The following is a 21,133-nucleotide window of genomic DNA, read 5'->3' on the forward strand; positions in this document are numbered from 1 at the left end:
ACCCCCGGTGCGCCCGGCGCCGCCGGGCGCACCCCCGGTGCGCCCGGCGCCGCCGGAGCGCCGGGAGCGGGTGCCCCCCGCGCCGGGCGCACGGGCCCGCGCGTGGCGTCGGGCCTGCCGTGGATCCTGCCCTCCGTGGCGCTCGTCGTGGGCGTCGTCTACTTCGCCCTGGGCTACACGGGCTGGGTCTCGACCCTCGACTGGAACGGCTTCATCCTCTCGGAGCCCGAGCCCGTCGGCGGGGCGAACTACGTCCAGATGGTCGGCGACCCGGTGTTCTGGGGCGCGCTGGGGCGCACGGGGGTCTTCTTCGTCGTGACGTTCACGGTGCAGACGGTGCTCGGGTTCGTCTTCGCGGCGCTCATGCACTCGGGGCTGCGGTTCCGCACCCTCTACAAGGTGCTCGTCTTCCTGCCGACGGTGCTCGCGCCGGCCATCATGGCGCCCGTCTTCCGGCAGGTCTTCGACGCCGACGGGCAGCTCAACACCGCGCTGCGGGCGGTGGGGCTGGACGCCCTCGCCCGGCCCTGGCTGGCGGAGGGCGGCACCGCCCTCGCCGTCGTCATGGCGGTGACGGTCTGGCAGTGGACCGGGCTGACCTTCATCCTCTTCTACGCCGCCATGAGCCAGATCGACACGGAGGTGCTCGAGGCCGCCCGCATCGACGGCGCCGGGAACCTGCGCACCCTGCGCGCCATCGTCTGGCCCATGGTCCGCGGCACCACCGCGGCGCTCGCGCTCCTGGGGCTCATCGGCGCGCTCAAGACCTTCGACGTGCCGTACCTCGTGACGAAGGGCGGGCCCAACCACGCCACGGAGTTCCTGGGCACCCTCGTCTACTCGACGATGGTCCAGGAGAAGCACTTCGGCTACGCCGCCGCGATCTCGGTCGCGCTGCTCGTCCTCGCCGTGGCCGGCGGCGTCCTCATGACCCTGCGCGCCCGTCGCCCCGAGAGGGGCTGACCCGTGTTCGAGGCCCGCACCCCCGCCGCCCGGCTCGGCCTCCAGCTCCTGGCGGTCGTGCTCGTCGTCCCCTTCGTCCTGCCCCTCGTCGCGATGGTGCAGGGCTCCCTCGCCGGCGCCGGCCTGGGCAACTACGCCAAGGTCTTCGCCACGGGCGTCGTGGGGACCTACTTCCGCAACAGCGTCGTCCTCGCCGCCGCGACGATCGCGCTCGTCTACGTCACGACGATGCTCGCCGCCTTCGGCTTCGCGAAGCTGCGGATCGCCGGCCGCGAGGTCTGGTTCTGGGTGCTCGTCCTGGCCCTGACGATGCCGGAGGCCGTGCTCCTCACGCCGCTGTTCGTCACCGCGTCGACGTTCGACGTCTACAACCAGCCGATCGCGGTGATCCTGCCGCTCGCCGCCCTCCAGGTGCCCTTCACCGTGATGCTCGCCCGGACGTTCTTCGCCGGGATCCCGAGCGAGCTCATGGAGGCCGGCCGCGTCGACGGCGCGAGCATCGTGCAGGTCTTCTGGCGGATCGTGCTGCCGCTGACGCGCCCCATCGCCGCGGCGATCGTCGTGCTCACGCTCATCAACGCGTGGAACGCCTACCTGCTCCCGCTGCTCATGCTCAACGACCCCGGCCAGCAGGTCGTCACCCTGCTCCCGTCGTTCTTCACGAGCCAGTACACGAACGACCAGACGGGCGTGCTCGCCGCCGCGGTCATCACCGCGGTGCCCGAGGTCGTCGCCTACCTGTGCCTGCAGAAGTACTTCGAGCGCGGCCTCGCGGCCGGCGCGCTGAAGTGACCCGTCCCCCGAGAGGAACCACCGCCGTGCCCACCGCCGTGCCCACCCCCGTGCCCGCACCCACGAGCTTCGCCGTCGTCGGCACCGGCTGGCGGTCGGAGTTCTTCCTCCGCCTCGCGCAGGCCGCACCCGAGCGCCTGCGCGTCACCGCCGTCGTCGCCCGGACCCCCGCGGCGGCCGAGCGCGTCGCCGCCCGCTGGGACGTCCGCACCGTCGCCACCGTCGACGAGGCCCTGGCCGACCGGCCCGACTTCGTCGTCGCGTCCGTGTCCTGGGCCTCCATGCCCGAGGTGACCCGCCACCTCGTCGCGGCGGGCGTGCGCACGCTCGCCGAGACGCCGCCGGCCCCCGACCTCGCGGGCCTGCGCCGGCTCTGGGACGACGTCGGCGGCTCGGGGCTCGTGCAGGTGGCCGAGCAGTACACCCTCATGCCCGGGCACGCGGCCCGCCTCGCGGTGGTGCGCGCCGGCACCATCGGCCAGGTGACGGGCGTCGAGGTGGCCTCGACCCACCTGTACCACGCGACCTCGCTCGTGCGCGGCTTCCTCGGCGTGGGTTTCGAGGAGGCGGTGGTGAACGCGCGGACGTTCGTCGCGCCCCTCGTCGACCCCCTCACCTTCGACGGCTGGGTGCCGGACCCGCAGCCGCGGCCGGCCACGACGACCCTGGCGACGCTGGACTTCGGCGACGGGCGGACCGGGCTCTACGACTTCGTCGACAACCAGTGGTGGAACCCCCTGCGGGCCCGCCGGATCGTCGTGCGCGGCTCCCACGGGGAGGTCGTCGACGACACGGTCACGCGCCTCACGCCCGACGGGGTCGTCACGTCCCCGGTGGCCTACCGGCGGACGGGCGTCGACATGAACCTCGAGGGCAACGACGTCACGCACGCCTCGTTCGACGGCCGCGTCGTCTGGCGCAACGCCTGGGCGGGCACGCGGTTCTCCGAGGACGACCTCGCGGTGGCGGACCTCCTCGAGGCCACGGGCGCGTGGGCGCGCGACGAGGGCCCCGGCCCGTACGGCCTGGCGGAGGCGTGCCAGGACCACGCGCTGGGGCTGGCGATCGAGGAGTCCGCGCGCACCGGCCAGGACGTGCGCGTCGCGAAGGAGGTGTGGGCCTCGTGACGACGACCACCGGGGCGCCGGCCGGGTCGACCACCGGGGCGACCACCGGGGCGGGCCGCGGCCTGCTCGCGGGGCGGCTCGCCGTGGTGACGGGCGCGAGCGCCGGCATCGGCTTCGCGATCGCCCGGCGGTTCGTCGCCGAGGGCGCGGACGTGGTCCTCACCGGCCGCCGCGCCGACCGGCTCGAGGCCGCCCGGGCGGCCCTGGGGGAGCGGGCCACCGCCGTCGTCGGCGACGCCGCCTCCCTCGAGGACCTCGACCGCCTCGTCGAGGCGGTCGCCGCGACGGGCCGGCCCCTCGACGTGCTCGTCGCGAACGCCGGCGGCGGCTCCGAGGCGCCCCTGCCGCAGATGACCGCCGAGCTCTTCCACGCGGTGGCCGACCTCAACGTGCGCGGGTCGTTCTTCACCGTGCAGAAGGCGCTGCCGCACCTGCGCGACGGGGCCGCCGTCGTCCTGCTGGGGTCGATCTCCGGCTCCAACGGCGACCCGACGCACGGCGTGTACAACGCGAGCAAGGCCGCCGTCCGCTCCTTCGCCCGCACGATGACCTCCGAGCTGCGCGACCGCCGGATCCGCGTGAACGCGCTGTCGCCCGGGCCCACGATGTCCGAGGGGTTCTCCGACTTCGTCGGGCACGGCGAGGAGACCCTGCGCCGCATCGAGGCCATGGTGCCGCTGGGCCGCGTCGGGCACGTCGACGAGGTGGCCGCGGCGGCCCTGTTCCTGGCGTCCGACGAGAGCAGCTTCGTCGCCGGGGCGGAGCTCGTCGTCGACGGCGGCATGAGCCAGGTCTGACGTCCCACACCCCCTGAGTCCCGAGAGAGTGGTCGCACCCATGCAGCACGCAGCACTGACCGTCGCCGAGCCCCTGCGGCACCGGCTCCGCCGCACCGAGGTCGTCGTCCGCGACGCCGCGGGCCGGCCCCTGGCGGACGCGGAGGTCGTCGTCGAGCAGACGGCGCACGCCTTCGGGTTCGGCAACATCGGCTTCGACCTCATCCCCTTCGCCAACGGGGAGACCGAGGCCGTCCCGGACAACCCCTTCGGCGGCGCCCACCCGTCCCAGGGTGCGCTCCTGGCCGAGCTGTGGACCGGCCTGTTCAACCTCTCGACGCTGCCCTTCTACTGGGCGGCCTTCGAGCCCGAGCGCGGCCGCCCCGACACCCGGCGCCTCCTGCGGACGGCGGAGTGGTTCGTCGAGCGGGGGGTGCGCGTCAAGGGGCACCCCCTGGCCTGGCACACGCTGGCCCCGCAGTGGCTGCTGGACCTGCCCGCGGACGAGGTCGAGGCCGCCCTGCGCGGGCGCATCCTGCGCGAGACGCGCGACTTCGCCGGCGTGGTGGACCTGTGGGACGCCATCAACGAGGTCGTCATCATGCCGGTCTTCGACAAGGAGGAGAACGGCCTGACGCGGCTGTGCCAGGAGCTCGGGCAGGTCGACACCGTGCGCCTGGCGTTCGAGACGGCGCGCGAGGGCAACCCGGGCATCAGCCTGCTGCTCAACGACTTCAACATGTCGCCCGCGTACGAGCGGCTGATCGAGGAGTGCCTGGACGCCGGCATCCGGATCGACGCGCTCGGCCTCCAGAGCCACATGCACCAGGGCTACTGGGGCGAGGAGAGGACGCGGGACGTGCTGGAGCGGTTCAGCCGGTTCGGGCTGCCGCTGCACTTCACGGAGACGACGCTCGTGTCCGGCCACCTCATGCCGCCCGAGATCGACGACCTCAACGACTACCGGGTCCCGGAGTGGCCGACGACGCCCGAGGGCGAGGAGCGGCAGGCCGAGGAGATGGTGCGGCACTACACGACGCTGCTGTCCCACCCGCAGGTCGACGCCGTCACGTACTGGGGGCTGACCGACGCCGGGTCCTGGCTCGGCGCGCCCGTCGGGCTCGTCCGCGCCGACGGCACGACGAAGCCGTCGTACGACGCGCTGCACGGCCTGGTGAAGGGCGACTGGTGGCTCGCGCCGACGACCGTGCGCACCGACGCGGAGGGGCGGGTCGCGGTCGAGGGCTTCGCGGGGACCTACCGCGTCACGGGCGGCGGCACGAGCACGGACGTCACGGTCGGCGACGCCGAGAGTGCCGAGGGTGCCGCCGGTGCCGCGGCTGCCGATGGGGCGGTGGCGGCATGAGCGCCGCGACCCCGGGCCGCTCGGCCACCCCGGCCGCCGGGTCCCCGGCCCGGCCGCCGATGGCCCACCCCGTGCCGCTCGCGCGGCTCCTGCAGGTCGCGATCGTCGTCGAGGACGTCGAGGCGGCGCTGGACCACTGGTGCCGGCTGCTCGACGTCGAGCGCCCCGAGGTGCGCGTCTCGTCGAAGGAGCCGAACCCCGACGAGACGTACCGCGGGGACACGGCCGCCTACAGCCTCAAGCTCGCCGTGATCGAGTGCCCCGAGCGCGGCCTCGTGCTGGAGCTGCAGGAGCCGGACGAGAACCCCTCGACGTTCCGCGAGTTCCTCACCGCGCACGGCCCGGGCGTGCACCACCTCGGCTTCGTGGTGGGCGACGAGCGGGACGCCGTGGTCGAGGAGCTCCAGGCGGAGGGCTACGCGCTGCGGACCGTGGGGTTCTACCCCGGCGGCTCGTGGACCGTCGTCGACGCGGAGGCCCGGCTCGGCGTGAACCTCAACATCAAGCCGCGCCCCTGACCGGCGTGACGCCGCCCGAGGGGGTGCTGCCCCTCGTCGACACCCACGTGCACCTGTGGGACCGGCGACGCTCCGGGCTGGCCTACGGCTGGCTGGACGCGGGGCGGCACCCCGTCCTCGGGGACCTGGCGGGCCTCGACGTCGACCGGTACTCCGTGCCCGAGCTGCGGGCCGACGCGCGGCTGCACGGGGTGACGGCGGTCGTGCACGCCGCGGCCGCCACGGGGCCGGACCCCGTGGCGGAGACGGCCTGGCTCCAGGGCCTGGGCGACGCGACGGGCTGGCCGGACGCCCTCGTCGCGGCCTGCGACCTGGCCGCCCCCGACGCGGCCGCGGTGCTGGAGCGCCACCGGGCGCACGGCCGCTTCCGCGGCGTGCGCGACGACCGGCCGCCCGCCGCCCTCGCGGACCCCGCCCTCCGGCGCGGCCTCGCGCTGCTGTCCGGGACCGGCGAGGTGTTCTGCCACCCGGTGGGGGTCGAGGGCGTCGCCGAGGGCGTGGCGCTCGCGCGGGCGCTCCCGGACGTGACGCTCGTCGTCGACCAGGCCGGGCTGCCCCTGCAGCGCGACGCCGCCTACCGCGAGGCCTGGTCCGCCGCGCTCCGGGCCCTGGCGGCCGAGCCGAACACCGTCGTGAAGATCTCGAGCCTCGGGCTGTTCGAGCACGGGTGGACGCCGGCGAGCCGGCGGCCGTGGGTCCTTGCGTGCGTGGAGGCGTTCGGGCCCGACCGGTGCATGGTCGGGACGAACTGGCCCGTCGAGCGCCTGTGGAGCGGGTACGGCGACGTCGTCGGCGCGCTCCGCGCGGCCGTGGCCGAGCTCACCGTCGACGAGCAGCGGGCGGTGTTGGCGGGCACCGCGGGGCGCGTCCTGCGCCTGTGAGGCCCGGGGCCGGCTCCCCTCCGGGCGGACGGCCCCGCGGGTGCCCTACCGGTCCACGCGGTAGGGGAGGTCGAGCTCGTCGCCGGGGACGCCGCGGATCGACCAGTCGTGGCGCGGGGTCTCGACGAGCGTGATCTCCACGTCGACGGGCGCGGTCCCGAGGGCGCCGAGACCCGCGAGGACGTGGGCGTAGAACGCCTTCTTCGTCGCCACGGTGCGGCCCTCGAAGAGCAGGACCTCGACGAGCGTGTAGCGCTCCGAGCGGCCGTCGGGGAGCGGGAGGTCCTCGGCGCTCATGGGGAAGAACCGGTGGAACCGCTTCGTCGCGGGCAGGCCGAGCGTCTCGACGGCGGCCGCGTGGAGCGCGTCGGAGACCGCCTGCCGCGACGGCTCGAGGACGTCCGCGCGCCCGTACACCTTGATCTGCGCCACTGCCCGCCCCCTCCGTGGCCGCCGCGCGTCGACGGTCCGAGCAGGGTAGGCGCGGCGGCGGGGCCGCGACGAGTTCTCGCCCCGCCGGCGGTCTCCACGACGTCCCCCTCCCCGCGAGCACCCCGAGGACACCCGTGAAGCTCCTGCTGACGTCCGGCGGCGTCACCAACGCCAGCATCCGCACCGCCCTCGAGCGGCTCCTGGGCCGACCCGTCGGGGAGTGCCACGCCCTGGTCGTCCCCACGGCCCAGTGGGGCCACCCGATGTGCGGACCGGCCTCGGTCCGGGGGCTCGTCGCCGCCGGGGAGGGCTCGCCGCACCTGACGGGCCTGGGGTGGGCGTCGCTGGGCGTGCTCGAGCTCACCGCGCTGCCCACCGTCGGGCCGGAGCGCTGGGTGCCGTGGGTGCGCGCGGCCGACGTGCTCCTCGTCGACGGCGGCGACGCCACGTACCTGCACCACTGGGTGCGGGCGTCGGGGCTCGCGGACCTGCTGCCGTCCCTGCCCGACCTCGTCTGGGTCGGCGTCAGCGCGGGGAGCATGGTGATGACGCCCCGGGTCGGCGACCACTTCGTCGAGTGGTCCGGCGCGCCGGACGACCGGACGCTCGGCCTCGTCGACTTCTCGCTCTTCCCGCACCTCGGCCTGTTCCCCGGCAACAGCCCCGCGCACGCGGAGCGCTGGGCGCGGACCATCGGCGGACCCGCGTACGCGATCGACGAGGAGACCGCGGTCGTCGTCGACGGCGACGCGGTGGAGGTCGTCTCCGAGGGCCGCTGGGTGGCGTACGGGACCTGACCCGGCGCCGGACGGGTCGGCGCCCCGGGGAGGCCGGGATGCGCCCGGCCTAGCGTCCCGCGGCGACGTCGGGGGCCGCCCGGAGGGCGGCCGTGGCGCGCCGGAGCACCTCCGTGGCCGTCCGCAGGTCGTCCTCGCCCGCGCCCGACCCGGCGGCGGAGAGCAGCGCCTGCAGGTCGCGGTGCATCCGCTCCACCTGCTCGAGGCCGTGCGGCGTGAGCTCGAGGTGCAGGCTGCGCCGGTCGCGGGGGTGCTCGCGCCGCCGGACGAGCCCCGCCCGCACGAGGCGGTCCGCGACCCCCGTCACCGCACCGTTGGTGAGGCCGAGCTCCGCGGCGAGGCCCGTGGGGGCGAGACCGCCGGCCTCCGCCACCCGGAACAGGGCCCGCAGGTCGGTCTCGGACAGGCCCGCCGCGGCGGCGAGGTGCCGGCGCCGGGCCTCGAGCGCCCGGACGAGGTGGACCGCCGCCTCGGGGAAGCCCCCGAGGGCCACCGCAGGCCGCGGCGCGGCCGCCGGCTCCGGTGCGGGCGTGCTGCTGCCGGTCATGGCGCCTCCGGGGCCGGGCGACCGGGCCGGCCCCGATCCTGTCGTGCTGCTGAGGGCGCCGACCGTTCCGGCAGTCCGGCTCCCTGTCCTTCACCCGGTGAACAGTTCAGCGTCTCAAACGAGTCGAGCCGCGGCGTCCGTCGCGACCGGCGGTCACCGGAGGCCCTCGTGATCCCCGACGTCCTGACGAACGCGCAGTACGACACGGTCTACAACTCCCTGTCCCTCGTCATCGCCGCGCAGCTGTTCACCGCGGTGTTCCTGCTCGTCGCGCTGCCGCGGATCCTGCCCCGGTACCGCCAGGCCATCACGGTCGCGATCGTCGTCTGCGGCATCGCCGCCTACCACTACGTCCGGATCTTCGACTCGTTCCGGTCCGCGTTCACCACCGACGCCGTCGGCGGCGCCGGCCCGTACACGCAGGCCGTCGGGGAGGGGTTCAACGAGGGCTACCGCTGCGTCGACTGGCTCCTCACCGTGCCGCTGCTCCTCGTCGAGCTCGTGGCGGTGCTGGCGCTCGCCCACGCGACGCAGCGGGCGCTCCTCGTCCGGCTCGTGCCCGCCGCGGTGCTCATGATCGTGCTGGGCTATCCCGGGGAGATCGACGCGGACGGCGGCTCCCGCGGCCTGTGGGGCATCCTGTCGACGATCCCCTTCCTCTACATCCTCTACGTCCTGTTCGTGCAGCTGAGCCGGTCCCTGGCGACCCAGCCCCCCGCCGTGCGGACCCACCTGAGCCGGCTGCGCGTCCTGCTGCTGGCCAGCTGGGGCGTGTACCCGATCGCCTACCTGCTGCCGATGCTCGACCTCGCCGGCCCGGACGCCTGGGTGGCCAAGCAGGTCGGCTACTCCGTGGCGGACATCGTGGCCAAGGCGGTCTACACGCTGATCCTCTACCGGGTCGCACGGCTGAAGTCGTTCGACGACGACCCGGCCTTCGCGCGGGTCGAGGGGGCGCGCGACGAGAGGCCCCTGGAGGCCGGGGCGCCCGTCGTCGCGGTGGACGGCGCGCGCCGCCCGGCCGCGGGCGCCGCGCGGGCCTGACGGAGGACCGCCGGGGCTGACCTACCCTGTCCCGGCTCGCGGCGTCCTGCGCCGCCCCCCGTCCCCCGAGGTCCCCGTGCGTCGTCCCCGTCCGTCCCTGCTGGTCCCCGTCGTCCTGCTCGCGCTCGCCGGCTGCACGGCCGGGCCGCCGCCGATCGAGCCGGACCCGGCCCGGCCGTCCGCGACGACGCCGTCCGCGGCGCCCGCCCCGGACCCCGAGGACGTCGTGGTGGCGCCCGTGCTCACCGCCGGCGGGACGCAGGTGCGCGCCGACGTGCACCCGCTGGTGCGCACGGGGGAGCACCTCGTCCTGACGGTGGACCTGCACGCGGAGGAGACGCCCGACGAGGGGCTCTTCCTCGCCTCGTTCCTCGGGGCCACCGCCGTCGACCCGGTCCCGTCGCCGGGCGCGGTGCGGCTGCTCGACCTCGCCGCGGACACGGCGTACCTCGTCGCGCTCGACGGCGACGGCGACCCGGTCGCCACCGGACGGGGCGGGTGGCTGACCGTGGAGCGGGGCGGCACGCGCCTGCAGGCGGTGTACGCGGCACCGCCGGCCGACGTGGAGGCGCTGGGGCTCCTCCTGCCCGGGACGGCCTACGTCGAGAGCGTGCCGGTCGTCGCGGGCGACGTGCCGGCACCGGTCCTGCCGGCGGCGGGGGAGGGCACCCCCTCCGCCACCCCCACCCCGTCCTCCGACGCGGGCCCCGCGGCCGTCGACGTCGCGCCCGTGGTGCCCCTCGCCTCGTACACGCGGGAGCTGGGCGGGGCCGTCGCGACGCTCGCGTCGCCGGAGGCGGTGACCATCACGCTCGGGGCCGACGTGCTCTTCGCCCCGGACTCCGCCGACCTGTCGCCCGACGCGCAGGCGGCCCTCGACGCGGCGGTGGCGCAGCTCGAGGCGCGGGGGCCGGGCACCGTGCGCGTCGTCGGGCACACGGACGACGTGGCCGACGCGGCCTACAACCAGGACCTCTCGGAGCGGCGGGCGCGCAGCGTGGCCGCCGCGCTCGCGACGCGGGTCGACGCCGCGCGGCACCCGCTCGAGGTGTCCGGCCGCGGCGAGACGGAGCCCGTCGTGACGGGGACCTCGCCCGAGGACCGCGCGCGCAACCGGCGGGTGGCGCTCGAGCTCGTCGCGGAGGCGACCGGGACGCCGGCTCCGGCGACGACCGGCGCGCCCCCGCCGCTCGACGGGCCCGTCGCCACCGGGCCCGAGGGCGTGAGGGTCGAGCAGGGCCGGCCCTTCCGCGTGGCCGCGCCGGAGGCCCGGCTCGTCGACGGGCACGTCGTGGTCGACCTGGAGGTGACCGCGCTCGACGAGGAGGTCGACCCCTTCTCCGGCGTCGGCTTCCTCTCCAGCGTCTTCTCCTACCGCCCCGGCACCTGGACGACGCAGACCTCGGCGGCCGGGGTGACCCTGCTGCTCGGGTCGACCGCCGTCCACCCGATGGACCACCGCTCCGAGCCCGTGCGGGAGGGCGTCCCCGAGACGTGGCTGCCCGCCGCGGACCTGGAGACCGTCGGCCGTCTCGACGGGGGCCAGACCCGCACCTACAGCCTCGTCTACCCCGAGGTCGGGGAGCCCGCGACCGTCTCGGTGCAGGTCGACGGCGCGCTGGGCTCGCAGGCCTTCCGGCTCACGGACATCCCCGTCCGTCCCTGAGGGAAAGCCGCCCGCGACCCCCCGGTGTCGTGCCGGCATCGGCGCCGTGGACGGACCGCGCACGGCCGGACGGCCGCAGCCCCCGCGGACTGCACCCGGTACGGGAGGGGCGGGCCCCGTGCCCTTCGTGCAGGTCGACCCGGCGGACCGCGCCGACCTGCGGCGCCGGCTCCTCGCGACGCGGTGGCCCGACGCCCCGGAGGACGCGGGGTGGTCGCTCGGCACGGACCTGGACCACCTCCGCGAGGTCGTCCGGGACTGGGCGGCGTTCGACCTCGAGGCCTGGTCGGCGGGCCTCGCCCGCCTCCCGCGCCGGACCGTCCGCCTCGACGCGCTGGACCTGCACGTCGTGCACGCCCGCGCGGTCCCCGGGGCGGGGCCGGCCCTGCCGCTGGTGCTCTGCCACGGGTGGCCCGACTCCTCCTGGCGGTTCGAGACGGTCGTGCCGCTGCTCACCGACCCCGGCGCGCACGGTGCGGACCCCGCCGACGCCTTCGACGTGGTCGTCCCCGACATGCCCGGGTTCGGCTGGTCGCAGCGCCCCCCGGTGCCCCTGGACTCCGTCGCGGTGGCCGGGCTCTGGGCGCGGCTCATGACGGCCCTGGGCTACGAGCGGTTCGGCGCGGCGGGCGGCGACATCGGCAGCCACGTGAGCCGGTACCTGGCGCTGGACCACCCGGACCGGGTCGTCGCGGTCCACCGCACGGACGCGGGGGTGCCCGTGCCGGTCGACCCCGCCGCGCTCACCCCCGCGGAGCGGGACTGGGTGGCGCAGGCCGCGGCGTGGGGTGCGGCCGAGGGGGCCTACGCCGCCGTGCACCGCACGAAGCCGCAGTCGCTGGCCGTGGGGCTCACGGACTCGCCGGCGGGCCTGGCCGCGTGGCTCGTCGAGAAGCTGCACGCGTGGAGCGACCCGCACGGGCACGGCATCGGCCGGGACGCGGTCCTGGACCTGCTGTCCCGCTACTGGTTCACGGGGACGATCGGCTCCTCCCTGCGCATGGACCGCGCGAACGCGGCGATCCCGGCGGAGCAGCACGCCCGCCGGGTCGAGGTGCCCTCGGGGTTCTCGCTCTTCCCCGGGGACCTGCTCCGGCCGCCGCGGGCCTGGCTCGAGCGGACGACGCGGCTCGTCCGCGTCACGGAGCCGGCGCGCGGGGGCCACTTCGCGCCGGTCGAGGAGCCCGAGCTGTACGCCCAGGAGCTGCGGGACTTCTTCCGGCCGTACCGGTAGCCCCGCCACGGCCGCAGCGGTCGCGGGTGCGGCGGCCGCGTCGCAGACTCGAGGGCGGGCCCGGGCAGGCCGGGCGCGAGCACGACGAGGGGAGCCGACATGGGCCTGGACGACATCACCGAGAAGGCGAGCGACGCCGGCATCGACAAGGCCGGCGACGCCGCGGAGGCCAAGGCCGGCGGCCACGGCGACCAGATCGACAAGGCGCAGAGCGCGGCCGACGAGAAGATCGGCGGCTGACGCCGCCGCAGCACCCCACGACGCCCGTCCCCGGTCACCGGGGGCGGGCGTCGTCGTGCGCCGGCGCCGCGCCGTCGGGGGGCAGGAGTGCCCCTCGCGCGCGACGATGGTGCCCCGGCACGGCCGCCGGGGGAGAGGGGCGTCGTCGTGCTGCTGCCCGTGCCCGCTCCGAGGGCCCGCGATCTCGTCCGCGTCCTGGCCCGCGTCCTGGCCCGCGTCTCGGCCCGCGCCCTCGCCCCGGCCGGCGTCGTGCTGGCCGGCGCCGCGGCGGTGGCGGCCGGGCTGCGGCTCGGCGACCGCCTCCTGCCGGCCGTGGTGACCCTCGCGGCGGTCGCGGCGGGCGCGTGCACGGCGGTGGTCCTCGCGGCCCGGGCCCGGCGGGAGCGGCAGCGGCGCCGGGCCCGGTCGGGCTGGGTCGAGGTCGTCGTGCGCGACCCCGACCGCGAGCACCGGGGGCTCGGGCCGCGCTGGCGCAGCGTCCGGGCACGCCCCGGCCGGGCCGCCCTCGTGCTCTCCGGCGCCGGGCACGGGATCCTCGCCGACGGCCCCCTGGTCCTGCTCGTCCTCGACGTCCGGGACACCGGACGGACGACGCGGTGGCGGGACGGCAGCGCGCGCCCCGGCGCGCGGATCCTGCGGGCGAGCACCCCCGACGGCGTCGTCGAGCTCGCCGTGGAGGGCGAGCAGGTCCCCTGGCTGCGGGAGCGGCTCGGGCTCGACGAGCCCTGGCACCGCTGCGCGTAGGGCCCGACGCCCGCCGCCCCCGGACCCCGCGCCGCACGACCCGTCCGCGGGGGCCGCGGCACCGAACCCGAGGGGTCGGCGCTCCCGCCGGCACAGCCGCCGGTCGACGCCGACCGGCCCGGTCCGGAGGTCGACCATGCGCCCCACCGTCCCCGCCCTCACCCTCGCCGCCGCCCTCGTGGCCGGGGTCCTCGCCGCGGGCCCCGCCCAGGCGGCGCACGAGCGCCTCGAGGTCACCGGCCTGACCCAGAACGGCCGCCTCGTGACGTTCCTCGCCGGGTCGCCGGAGGAGGTGACGCGCTCCGTGAAGGTGACGGGCCTGCGCGGCGAGCTCCTCGGCATCGACCGCCGGCCGCTGACGGACCAGCTCGTCGGAGTCGTGCGCGGCGACGACGGCACGGGACGGCTCGTGGTCCTCGACCCCGCGACGGGCGCCGTGACGTCCTCGACGCCGCTGCGGGGCGTCGACGGCGCGCCCGTGGTCCTCGTCGGCGGCGGCTTCGGCGTCGACGTCAACCCCGTCGCCGACGCCCTCCGGGTCGTCAGCGACGCCGACCAAAACCTCCGCGTCCTGCTGTCGGACCGTGCCGCGGGGGCGACGGGGACGACCTTCGTCGACGGCGCCCTGACCCCGGGCGGCCGGGGCGTCACGGCGGCGGCCTACACCGGCAGCGACACGGACCCCGCCACCGGCACCGTCCTGTACAACCTCTCGGCGACCACCGACGCCCTGCTCCGCCAGGACCCGCCCAACGCCGGCGGCCTCGTCCCGGTCGGCCCCGGTCTCGGTCTGCCCGTCGGCACCCGGGCGGGCTTCGACATCGCCACGCGGGGCGGGACGGACGTCGCGCTGGTCGCGCTCGTCGACGGCGGGCGCACGACGCTGTCCGTCGTCGACCTCGCCACCGGTGCGGTCGTGGAGGGGTCCACGCGCACCGTCGGCACCCGGCCCGCGGTCGTGGACCTCGCGGTCTCCGTGCGCTGACCCCGGGCGCCGTCCGAGGTCAGCGGTCAGCCCGCGCCGGCGAGCTCGAGCTCGGCCCAGAGCGCGGCGCACGCGGCGAAACGGCGCAGGTCGACGTCGAGCAGCGCCTCGACCTGCGCCACCCGCGCCGTCACGGTGTGGCGGTGCACGCCGAGGGCGCGCGCGGCGGGGTCGGCCCGCAGCCCGGCCTCGAGCCAGGCCCGCACCGTCGGGACGAGCAGGTCGGCGGCGGGGTGCGCCAGGAGCGGGGCGAGCCGGCGACGGGCGTGCTCGACGCCGCCGGCCGCGGCGAGCAGCCCGAGGAGCCCCTCGGTCGGGGCGTCGAAGAGGACGGCGCGGCCCCCGGGCGCGGGTGGGGCGGTGGGCAGGGCCGCGGCGCGCTCGGCCGCCCGACGCGCCTCGGCCAGCAGGGCGGGCAGCGCGGCGAGGCCGCCGGGGCCCGAGACCCCGAGGGGACGTCCCGTCGGCGCGAGGAGCGCGACGACCTCGGGGGCGTCCGCGGCGGGCAGCAGCACGACGAGGGTGCCGTCGGGCCGCCGGGCCCACAGGTGCCCGCCGTCCCCGGCCGCGTCCCGCAGCTCGAGCGCCGCCGCGACGGGGTCGTCGCCGGCGTCCCCGGTCCCCGCGTCCCCGCCCGCGTCCCCGCCCGCGGGGACGAGCGCCAGGCGCACGGGCGGCTCGGGCAGGGCGGCGAGCGGCCCGCCGGCGTCGCGCGGGGCGAGGGTCGCCGCCGGGTCGATCGCCCCGGCGAGCAGCAGCTCGAGCAGGTCGCCCGCGTGCCGCCGCCGGGCGGCGAGGAGGCCCCGGCTCTGCTCGAGCGCGATGGACGCGATCGCGATGACCCCCGCGACGAGGTCCCGCCCGACGGGGTCGAGGGGGGCGGGCGTCCCGACGACGAGGACCCCGTGCGGGGTGCCCGCGGCGCCCAGGGTCTGCAGCGTGACGTCGGCGGCGGGGGCGTCCCCCGGCAGCGTCGACGAGGCGCGCAGGCCCCGGGCGAGCATCGTCCGGGCGCGGTCGAGGGCGGCGCCGAGCGCCTCCGGCGGGGGCCGGCGCCGGGTGCGCACGGGGACGGGCCTCCCGGCGGCGTCCACGAGGGCGACCCAGCAGCCCAGCCGGCGCTCGAGCTCGCGGAGCACGGCCGTGAGCCCGTCGGGGCGCAGCGCGGCCCGGGCGACGGCGCGGTGGGCGGCCAGCGACCACTCCAGGCGCTCCTGCCGCTCGTGCGCGAGGGCGTCCGAGACGTGGCGGATGAGCGCCATGAACGGGGCGCGGTCGGCGACCTCGACGAGGGGCAGGCCCTGCCGCGCGCAGGCGTCGACGAGGACCGCCGGCACCCGTGCGTGCACGACGTCCGTCGCGAAGCCCAGCGCGCGGACGCGGGCCGCGACGAGACGGGCGACGTACGCCTCCGCCGTCGCGGCGTCGGCGCCCACGAGGTGGACCCCGTCCGTGAGGAGCAGACCGTCGGGCTCGAGCCAGGGGGTCGGGTCGGGCAGGTCGGACGAGTGCGCCCAGGCCAACGGCCGGTCGAGCGCGGGGGGCGCACCGTCGGCCGCGTCCTGCGCGACGAGCAGACGGAGACGGAACCGGTCCACGCCGAGCAGGTCCCGCAGGGTCACGGCCACGGGGCCGCCCCCGGAGGACACGGTGGCGGGACCGGTGGGTGCACCTCGACAGTCTGGCACTGTCCTGCGCGCCGCCGACGGGCGACGATCCGGGTCGGACCGCACCCGGGGAGGACCCGCATGACGACTGTGGCGCACTGGATCGACGGCAAGCCCGCCGCCTCGACCGGGACGGGCGAGCAGCCCGTGCTCGACCCCTCGACCGGGGAGACGATCACGCACGTCGCCCTGGGCAGCGCGGAGGACGTCGACCGAGCGGTGGCCTCCGCCGTCGCCGCCGCCGAGACGTGGTCGCAGATGTCGCTCGGGAAGCGCGCATCGGTGCTCTTCGCCTTCCGCCAGCTCCTCGTCGGCGCGACGGACGAGCTCGCGGCGCTCGTGTCCCGGGAGCACGGCAAGGTGCTGAGCGACGCCCGCGGCGAGATCGCCCGCGGGCTCGAGGTCGTCGAGTTCGCGTGCGGCGTGCCGCAGCTCCTCCAGGGCGAGTTCTCCGACGGGGCCGCGACGGGGATCGACGTGCTGTCGTCGCGGGAGCCGCTGGGGGTCGTCGCCGGCATCACGCCGTTCAACTTCCCGGTCATGGTGCCGCTGTGGATGAGCCCCGTGGCGATCGCGGCCGGCAACGCCTTCGTCCTCAAGCCCTCCGAGCGCGACCCGTCGGCGTCCCTGTTCCTCGCCGACCTCTGGTCCCGTGCGGGCCTGCCCGACGGGGTCTTCTCCGTCGTCCAGGGCGACCGGGTCGTGGTCGACGCCCTCCTGCACCACCCGGACGTCGAGGCGGTGTCCTTCGTCGGGTCGACGCCCGTGGCGCGCTACGTCCACGCGACGGCGAGCGCGCACGGCAAGCGCGTGCAGGCGCTCGGCGGGGCCAAGAACCACGGCGTCGTGCTGGCCGACGCCGACCTCGACGACGCCGCGGAGCAGCTGACCGCGGCGGCGTTCGGCGCGGCCGGCGAGCGGTGCATGGCCCTGTCGGTCGCGGTGGTGGAGGAGTCGGTGGCCGACGCGCTCGTCGTTCGCCTCGCCGAGCGGGCCCGGGCCGTGCGCGTCGCGCCGGGGAGCACGCCGGGGGCCGACATGGGCCCCGTCATCACGGCGGCCGCGAAGCGGCGGATCGAGGGGCTCGTGACGTCGGCGCAGGAGCAGGGGGCGACCCTCGTCGTGGACGGCCGCGGCACCGTGGTGCCGGGCCACGAGGGCGGGTTCTTCGTCGGGCCGACGCTCGTGGACCACGTGCGGCCCGAGCACGACGTGTACCGCGAGGAGGTCTTCGGGCCCGTCCTCGACGTGGTGCGCGTGCCCGACCTCGACGCGGCCATCGAGCTCGTCAACGCGAACCCCTACGGCAACGGCACGGCCCTGTTCACCGCGTCCGGGGAGGCGGCGCGCAGGTTCCGGCGGCGCGTCAAGGTCGGCATGGTGGGCATCAACGTGCCCATCCCGGTCCCGGTCGCCTGGCACTCCTTCGGGGGCTGGAAGGACTCCCTGTTCGGCGAGTCGCACGTCTACGGGCCCGAGGGCGTGCGGTTCTACACGCGCGGCAAGGTCGTCACCCAGCGGTGGCCGCACCGCGACCGGCCCGCGGCGCCGGCGTCCTTCCACTTCTCCGGGGACGCCCAGAAGTAGCGCACCCGCCTGGCGGCACCGGCGACGTGCCCGCCCGAAGGCCACCCTCAGGGCACCCGAACCGCCGTCCCTAGCGTCTCCTCGCGTCACGTCCGCCCGGTCCGAGGAGACCTCCGTGCCCCGTCCGTCCCTGCCCCCGTCCGCCGTGCGGCCCGCCGTCGTCCGGCCCGCCGCCCTCCCGCTCGTCGCCCTGCCGCTGGCTGCCGCGCTGGTCCTGTCCGCCTGCACCGGCCCGTCGGCCGCCGCGGGCGCGGCCGGGCCGTCGGCGTCGCCGTCCCCCTCGTCCGTCGAACCCTCCACCCCGGCCTCCGGCGGCCACGGGGAGGCCGCCCCCGCCCACTGGTCCTACACCGGGGCGGAGGGCCCGGAGCACTGGGCCGAGCTGTCCGACGAGTACGGCACCTGCACGCTGGGTGAGCACCAGTCGCCCGTCGACCTGCCGGCCGTGCCGCCCGCGCCCACGGCGCAGGTCGAGCTCACGACGGGCGCCGTGACGGGTGCCGTCGCCGACACCGGGCACGTGCTCCAGCTGACCGCCACGGGCTCGGAGGGCGGCCTCGTGCACGAGGGACGCGCCTTGCACCTCGTGCAGCTGCACGCCCACACGCCGGCGGAGCACACGGTCGCCGGCGAGGCCGTCGACGCCGAGGTGCACCTGGTCCACGAGGACGCCGAGGGGCTCCTGGTGGTCGGGGTGCGGGTCCGCACGGGCGCACCCTCGCCCGCGTGGGAGACCTTCCTCGAGGGGGAGGGGTCCGGGGCGCCGGTGCGGCTCGACACGGCCGACCTGCTGCCCGCCGGCGGGGTCTTCTGGTCCTACGCGGGCAGCCTGACGACGCCCCCGTGCTCGGAGCCCGTCCGCTGGGTCGTCCTCGCCGACACCGTCGAGATGTCGGCGGAGCAGCTCGCGGCGCTCGGCGAGGCGCACGGCGACAGCGCCCGGCCGGTGCAGGACCTGGGTGACCGGGAGGTCACGGCGGGCGTCCTGGTGCGCACGGCGGGCTGACCGGCCGGTCCCCTCGCAGGACCCGCCCCGGCGGGCACCGCCCGCCCGTACGATCGGCCCGACCCCGGCCGCTGCGCCGGGGCGGGCGGGTCCTCGGGAGGGTCGGTGCGGATCGCTGCGGGCCGGGTCCGGCCGCCCCTGCCGCCCCGACCCCTGCTCGAGCGGCCGCGCCTGCACGGCCGGGCCGACGAGGTCGCCGACCGGCGCGTCACCGTCGTCACGGGCGGCGCCGGGGCGGGCAAGACCACGCTGGCCGCGGCCTGGGCGCGGGCCCGGGACGGTGCCTGGTGCACCACGGGCCCGGAGGACGCCCACCCGGAGGTCCTGGCCGCCGCGCTGCTGGCGGCCGTCGCGCGCGTCCGGCCGGCGGGGGACGGGCCGTCGGTGCCCGTGCCGTCCCCGCTGCCGACCCCCCTGCCGACCCCGCCGGGCGGCCCGGACGGGAGCCCGCCGTCCGCGGCGCGGGGCGCGGCGATCGGGGCCGCCCTCGCGGAGACGCTGCACGAGCGGCTCGGCGACGACCCGCTGCTCCTCGTCGTCGACGACGCCGCCGGGATCACGTCCGGCACCCGGTCCGACGCGGGATCCGGCACCGGGCCCGACGCCTGGCCCGTCACCGGGCGCGACGCCGGGCCCGACGCCGCGCCCGGGGTGCCGTCCGGCGCGGCGGTCGCCGTGCTCGACGCCCTCGTCGGCCTGGGCCCGGTGGGGCTCGCGCTCGTCGTCGTGTCCCGGGGGGCGCCGGCGCTGCGTCTGGCCCGGTGGCGGGCGGCGGGCCAGGTGGCCGAGGTCGGGCCGGACGCGCTCGCGCTCGCGCCGGACGAGGTCGCCGCGCTCCTGCGCCAGGTCGTCGGCGACGAGGCCGGCGCCGGTGCCGTCGCGGCCGCGACCGGGGGGTGGCCCGCCCTCGTCCGGCTCGCGGCCGACGCGCTCGCGGCCGTGCCGCCGGAGGACCGGCCGCGGGTCCTGGCGGGCCTGGGCCGACCGGGGTCGCCCCTCGCGGCCTACCTGCTCGAGGAGGTGCTCGAGGGCGACGCCGACCTCGCCCGCCGCCTGTCCCGCCTGGCCGCCCTCGGGCCCTTCACGGCCGAGGCCGCGCGGGGCTCGGGCGTCGAGCCCGACGTCGACGCCTTCGTCCGGCGCGGGCTCGTGCGGCCCCGGGACGGCGTGCTCGCCGTGCCGCAGCCCCTCGCCGACGCCGCCCGTGGGCTCGCCGACGTGCCGGACGCCGAGCGGCGGGGGCTGCGGGCCCGCCTGGCGCGGTGGTGGGTCGACGCGGGCGCGCCCGCCGACGCGCTCGCCACGGCGGCGGGGGGCCTGTCCGCGCCGGACCTCCTCGCGCTCCTCGCGCACCCGGCGCTCGCCGGCGCTCCCGCCTCGGCCGCCTACGCGGAGGCGCTCCTGCACGCGCTCGACGGTGCGGGGCTCACCGGCGACCCGGCCGTCGCGGTCCCCGAGGCGGCCGCGCGGCACGTGCGGGGGGACTGGGACGGGGCCCTGCGGACCTGGCAGGACGCCGCCGCGCGTCTGCCGGGCGGGCCCGCCGCGGTCCCGGTCCCGGCCGCGCTGGCCTGGCGGCTCGTCCTCGTGCACGTCCACCGGCGCGCGCTGGGGGCGGCCGCCGCCGTCCTGGCGCGCGCCGACACGGCCGGCGCCCGCGTCGGCGACCGCGCGCGGCTGGCCTCGTGGGCCACCTCGGTGGCGTGGCTCGAGGGCGACCCGGCCGCCGCCCGCCGGCACGCGGAGGCGGCGATGACGGCCGCGCGTCGGTCGGGCGAGGACGGGGCGCTGGCTGCTGCGCACGCGGCCCTGGGCGTCGTCGCCGCGGCGGAGGGGGACCGCGCCGCGACGGCCGCCCACGACGCCGAGGCGGTCGTCCGGGCGGAGCGCTCGGGCGACGTCCTGCTCGAGCTGCGCGCGCGGGTCAACGCGGCCTCGTCCGCGCTGGAGGAGGGCGACGCGGCGCGGGCGGAGGAGCGGGCGACGCAGGCCCTGGCACGCGCGGAGCTCACCGGCCACGACGGGTCGCGCGTCGTCGCCCTCGTCGTGCGCGGCTACGCGCGCCTGTACCGGGGCCGGCTCGAGGAGGCCCTCGCCGACCACGAGGAGGCGGTGGCGCGCGCGCGGGCGGTGGGCGCCGGGTCGACCGCCCTCCCCCTCGCCGCCCTGGGGGACACCCACCTCCTGCGCGGCGACGCGGCGCTGGCCCGTCCGTCGTTCGCGGCCGCGCTCGCGGCGGCGGGACCCGGGGGCGACGCCCTGGCCCGGTGCACCGCGCTCACCGGCACCGCCGTGCTGCTCGTCGACGAGGACCCGGCGGCGGCGGTGCGGACGGCGGCGGAGGCGGTGGCGGTCGCGCCCGGGACGATGCTCGCCGCGGCGCACCTCGGGGCGGCGTGGGTCGCCCTCGCCGCGCGCTCGCCCGTCGAGGGGCACCTGGAGGCGGCGGAGCGCGAGGCGGCGCGGACCGGGGACCGCCGGACGACCGCGGGGGCGCTCGACCTGCGGGCGGCGCTCGCCGCCGGCAGCCCGGGGCACGCGGCCCTCGTCGACCAGGCGCGGGCGCTGTGGCGGTCGCTGGGCGACCCCGTGGCGCTGGCACGCCTCGACCTCCTGGCGGCGCTGGCGCCGACGCCCGCGCCCTCGGGGGGTGCCGGCGCGGACGGGCGCGCGGACGGGGGAGCGGACGGGAGCAGGGACGGGGGCGGTGAGGCGGGCGGGGCGAGGGGCCGCGCGGCGGCCGCGCGGGCCCGGCTCGCGG

Annotated in this window: 19 protein-coding genes and 1 pseudogene; 17 read left to right on the top strand and 3 right to left on the bottom strand. The window is 77.8% G+C overall.

The features are described from left to right. The 7 genes from EJA20_RS14185 to EJA20_RS14215 all read left to right on the top strand — a co-directional run. Positions 1-963 (top strand): carbohydrate ABC transporter permease (locus EJA20_RS14185; RefSeq protein ID WP_205687510.1); only part of this gene is annotated, 963 nt, incomplete at its 5' end. 3 nt (positions 964-966) lie between these two features. Then, entirely contained in the window at positions 967-1,755 is a 789-nt protein-coding gene (locus tag EJA20_RS14190) for a carbohydrate ABC transporter permease (protein ID WP_129339121.1), read from the top strand. A 26-nt stretch (positions 1,756-1,781) separates the two neighbouring features. Continuing rightward, a complete protein-coding gene (locus EJA20_RS14195) occupies positions 1,782-2,882 on the top strand; it encodes a Gfo/Idh/MocA family protein (protein ID WP_240675514.1) in 1,101 nt (366 codons plus the stop codon). Continuing rightward, on the top strand, positions 2,879-3,679 hold the full coding sequence (locus EJA20_RS14200) for an SDR family NAD(P)-dependent oxidoreductase (protein WP_240675515.1): 801 nt from the start codon (positions 2,879-2,881) through the stop codon (positions 3,677-3,679). Before EJA20_RS14195 ends, EJA20_RS14200 begins: the two co-directional genes overlap by 4 nt. Positions 3,680-3,719: 40 nt before the next feature. Continuing rightward, a complete protein-coding gene (locus tag EJA20_RS14205) occupies positions 3,720-5,024 on the top strand; it encodes an endo-1,4-beta-xylanase (RefSeq protein WP_129339123.1) in 1,305 nt (434 codons plus the stop codon). After that, the gene (locus EJA20_RS14210) at positions 5,021-5,542 is read left to right on the top strand and encodes a VOC family protein (RefSeq protein WP_129339125.1); all 522 of its coding nucleotides are present in this window, start codon (positions 5,021-5,023) and stop codon (positions 5,540-5,542) included. Before EJA20_RS14205 ends, EJA20_RS14210 begins: the two co-directional genes overlap by 4 nt. Positions 5,543-5,547: 5 nt before the next feature. Further along, positions 5,548-6,423, top strand: coding sequence for an amidohydrolase family protein (locus EJA20_RS14215; protein ID WP_164983992.1), 876 nt, complete (start codon positions 5,548-5,550; stop codon positions 6,421-6,423). A gap of 45 nt (positions 6,424-6,468) precedes the next feature. Here the strand turns inward: EJA20_RS14215 and EJA20_RS14220 are convergent, their stop codons facing one another. Then, positions 6,469-6,855, bottom strand: coding sequence for a tautomerase family protein (locus EJA20_RS14220; protein ID WP_129339128.1), 387 nt, complete (start codon positions 6,853-6,855; stop codon positions 6,469-6,471). 134 nt (positions 6,856-6,989) lie between these two features. Here EJA20_RS14220 and EJA20_RS14225 point away from each other — a divergent pair, with 134 nt between their 5' ends. After that, entirely contained in the window at positions 6,990-7,652 is a 663-nt protein-coding gene (locus EJA20_RS14225) for a Type 1 glutamine amidotransferase-like domain-containing protein (RefSeq protein WP_129339130.1), read from the top strand. A gap of 49 nt (positions 7,653-7,701) precedes the next feature. Here the strand turns inward: EJA20_RS14225 and EJA20_RS14230 are convergent, their stop codons facing one another. Further along, the gene (locus EJA20_RS14230) at positions 7,702-8,199 is read right to left on the bottom strand and encodes a MarR family winged helix-turn-helix transcriptional regulator (RefSeq protein ID WP_129339132.1); all 498 of its coding nucleotides are present in this window, start codon (positions 8,197-8,199) and stop codon (positions 7,702-7,704) included. A 168-nt stretch (positions 8,200-8,367) separates the two neighbouring features. Here EJA20_RS14230 and EJA20_RS14235 point away from each other — a divergent pair, with 168 nt between their 5' ends. The 6 genes from EJA20_RS14235 (at position 8,368) to EJA20_RS14260 (ending at position 14,112) form a co-directional block, all read left to right on the top strand. Further along, the gene (locus tag EJA20_RS14235) at positions 8,368-9,243 is read left to right on the top strand and encodes a bacteriorhodopsin (RefSeq protein WP_129339134.1); all 876 of its coding nucleotides are present in this window, start codon (positions 8,368-8,370) and stop codon (positions 9,241-9,243) included. Positions 9,244-9,319: 76 nt separating this feature from the next. After that, positions 9,320-10,909 (top strand): OmpA family protein, encoded by a 1,590-nt coding sequence (locus tag EJA20_RS14240; protein WP_129339136.1) that lies wholly within the window; start codon positions 9,320-9,322, stop codon positions 10,907-10,909. 118 nt (positions 10,910-11,027) lie between these two features. After that, positions 11,028-12,143: an epoxide hydrolase family protein gene (locus EJA20_RS14245; protein WP_205687511.1), complete on the top strand. Its 1,116-nt coding sequence runs from the start codon at positions 11,028-11,030 to the stop codon at positions 12,141-12,143. Between the two features lie 99 nt (positions 12,144-12,242). Further along, positions 12,243-12,383 carry an Rv0909 family putative TA system antitoxin gene (locus tag EJA20_RS14250; RefSeq protein WP_129339141.1) on the top strand — a complete coding sequence of 47 codons (141 nt, stop codon included), beginning with the start codon at positions 12,243-12,245 and terminating at the stop codon, positions 12,381-12,383. A gap of 147 nt (positions 12,384-12,530) precedes the next feature. Then, a complete protein-coding gene (locus tag EJA20_RS14255; RefSeq protein WP_129339143.1) occupies positions 12,531-13,127 on the top strand; it encodes a hypothetical protein in 597 nt (198 codons plus the stop codon). A 136-nt stretch (positions 13,128-13,263) separates the two neighbouring features. Beyond that, complete coding sequence (locus tag EJA20_RS14260) at positions 13,264-14,112, top strand: DUF4394 domain-containing protein (protein ID WP_129339145.1); 849 nt, start codon at positions 13,264-13,266, stop codon at positions 14,110-14,112. A gap of 26 nt (positions 14,113-14,138) precedes the next feature. On the opposite strand, the gene EJA20_RS14265 is transcribed toward EJA20_RS14260, so the two are convergent. Then, positions 14,139-15,740 carry a PucR family transcriptional regulator gene (locus EJA20_RS14265; protein ID WP_164983993.1) on the bottom strand — a complete coding sequence of 534 codons (1,602 nt, stop codon included), beginning with the start codon at positions 15,738-15,740 and terminating at the stop codon, positions 14,139-14,141. Positions 15,741-15,860: 120 nt separating this feature from the next. Between EJA20_RS14265 and EJA20_RS14270 the strand changes: the two genes are divergently transcribed. From EJA20_RS14270 to EJA20_RS18765, 3 genes and pseudogenes are all read left to right on the top strand, one after another. Then, positions 15,861-17,366 carry a CoA-acylating methylmalonate-semialdehyde dehydrogenase gene (locus EJA20_RS14270; protein WP_129339149.1) on the top strand — a complete coding sequence of 502 codons (1,506 nt, stop codon included), beginning with the start codon at positions 15,861-15,863 and terminating at the stop codon, positions 17,364-17,366. Positions 17,367-17,481: 115 nt separating this feature from the next. Next, entirely contained in the window at positions 17,482-18,372 is an 891-nt protein-coding gene (locus tag EJA20_RS14275) for a carbonic anhydrase (protein WP_129339151.1), read from the top strand. A 105-nt stretch (positions 18,373-18,477) separates the two neighbouring features. Then, positions 18,478-21,133: pseudogene (locus EJA20_RS18765) on the top strand (hypothetical protein); the annotation flags it as partial.

This window comes from Cellulomonas endophytica, from assembly GCF_004123805.1.
Lineage (GTDB): Bacteria > Actinomycetota > Actinomycetes > Actinomycetales > Cellulomonadaceae > Cellulomonas > Cellulomonas endophytica.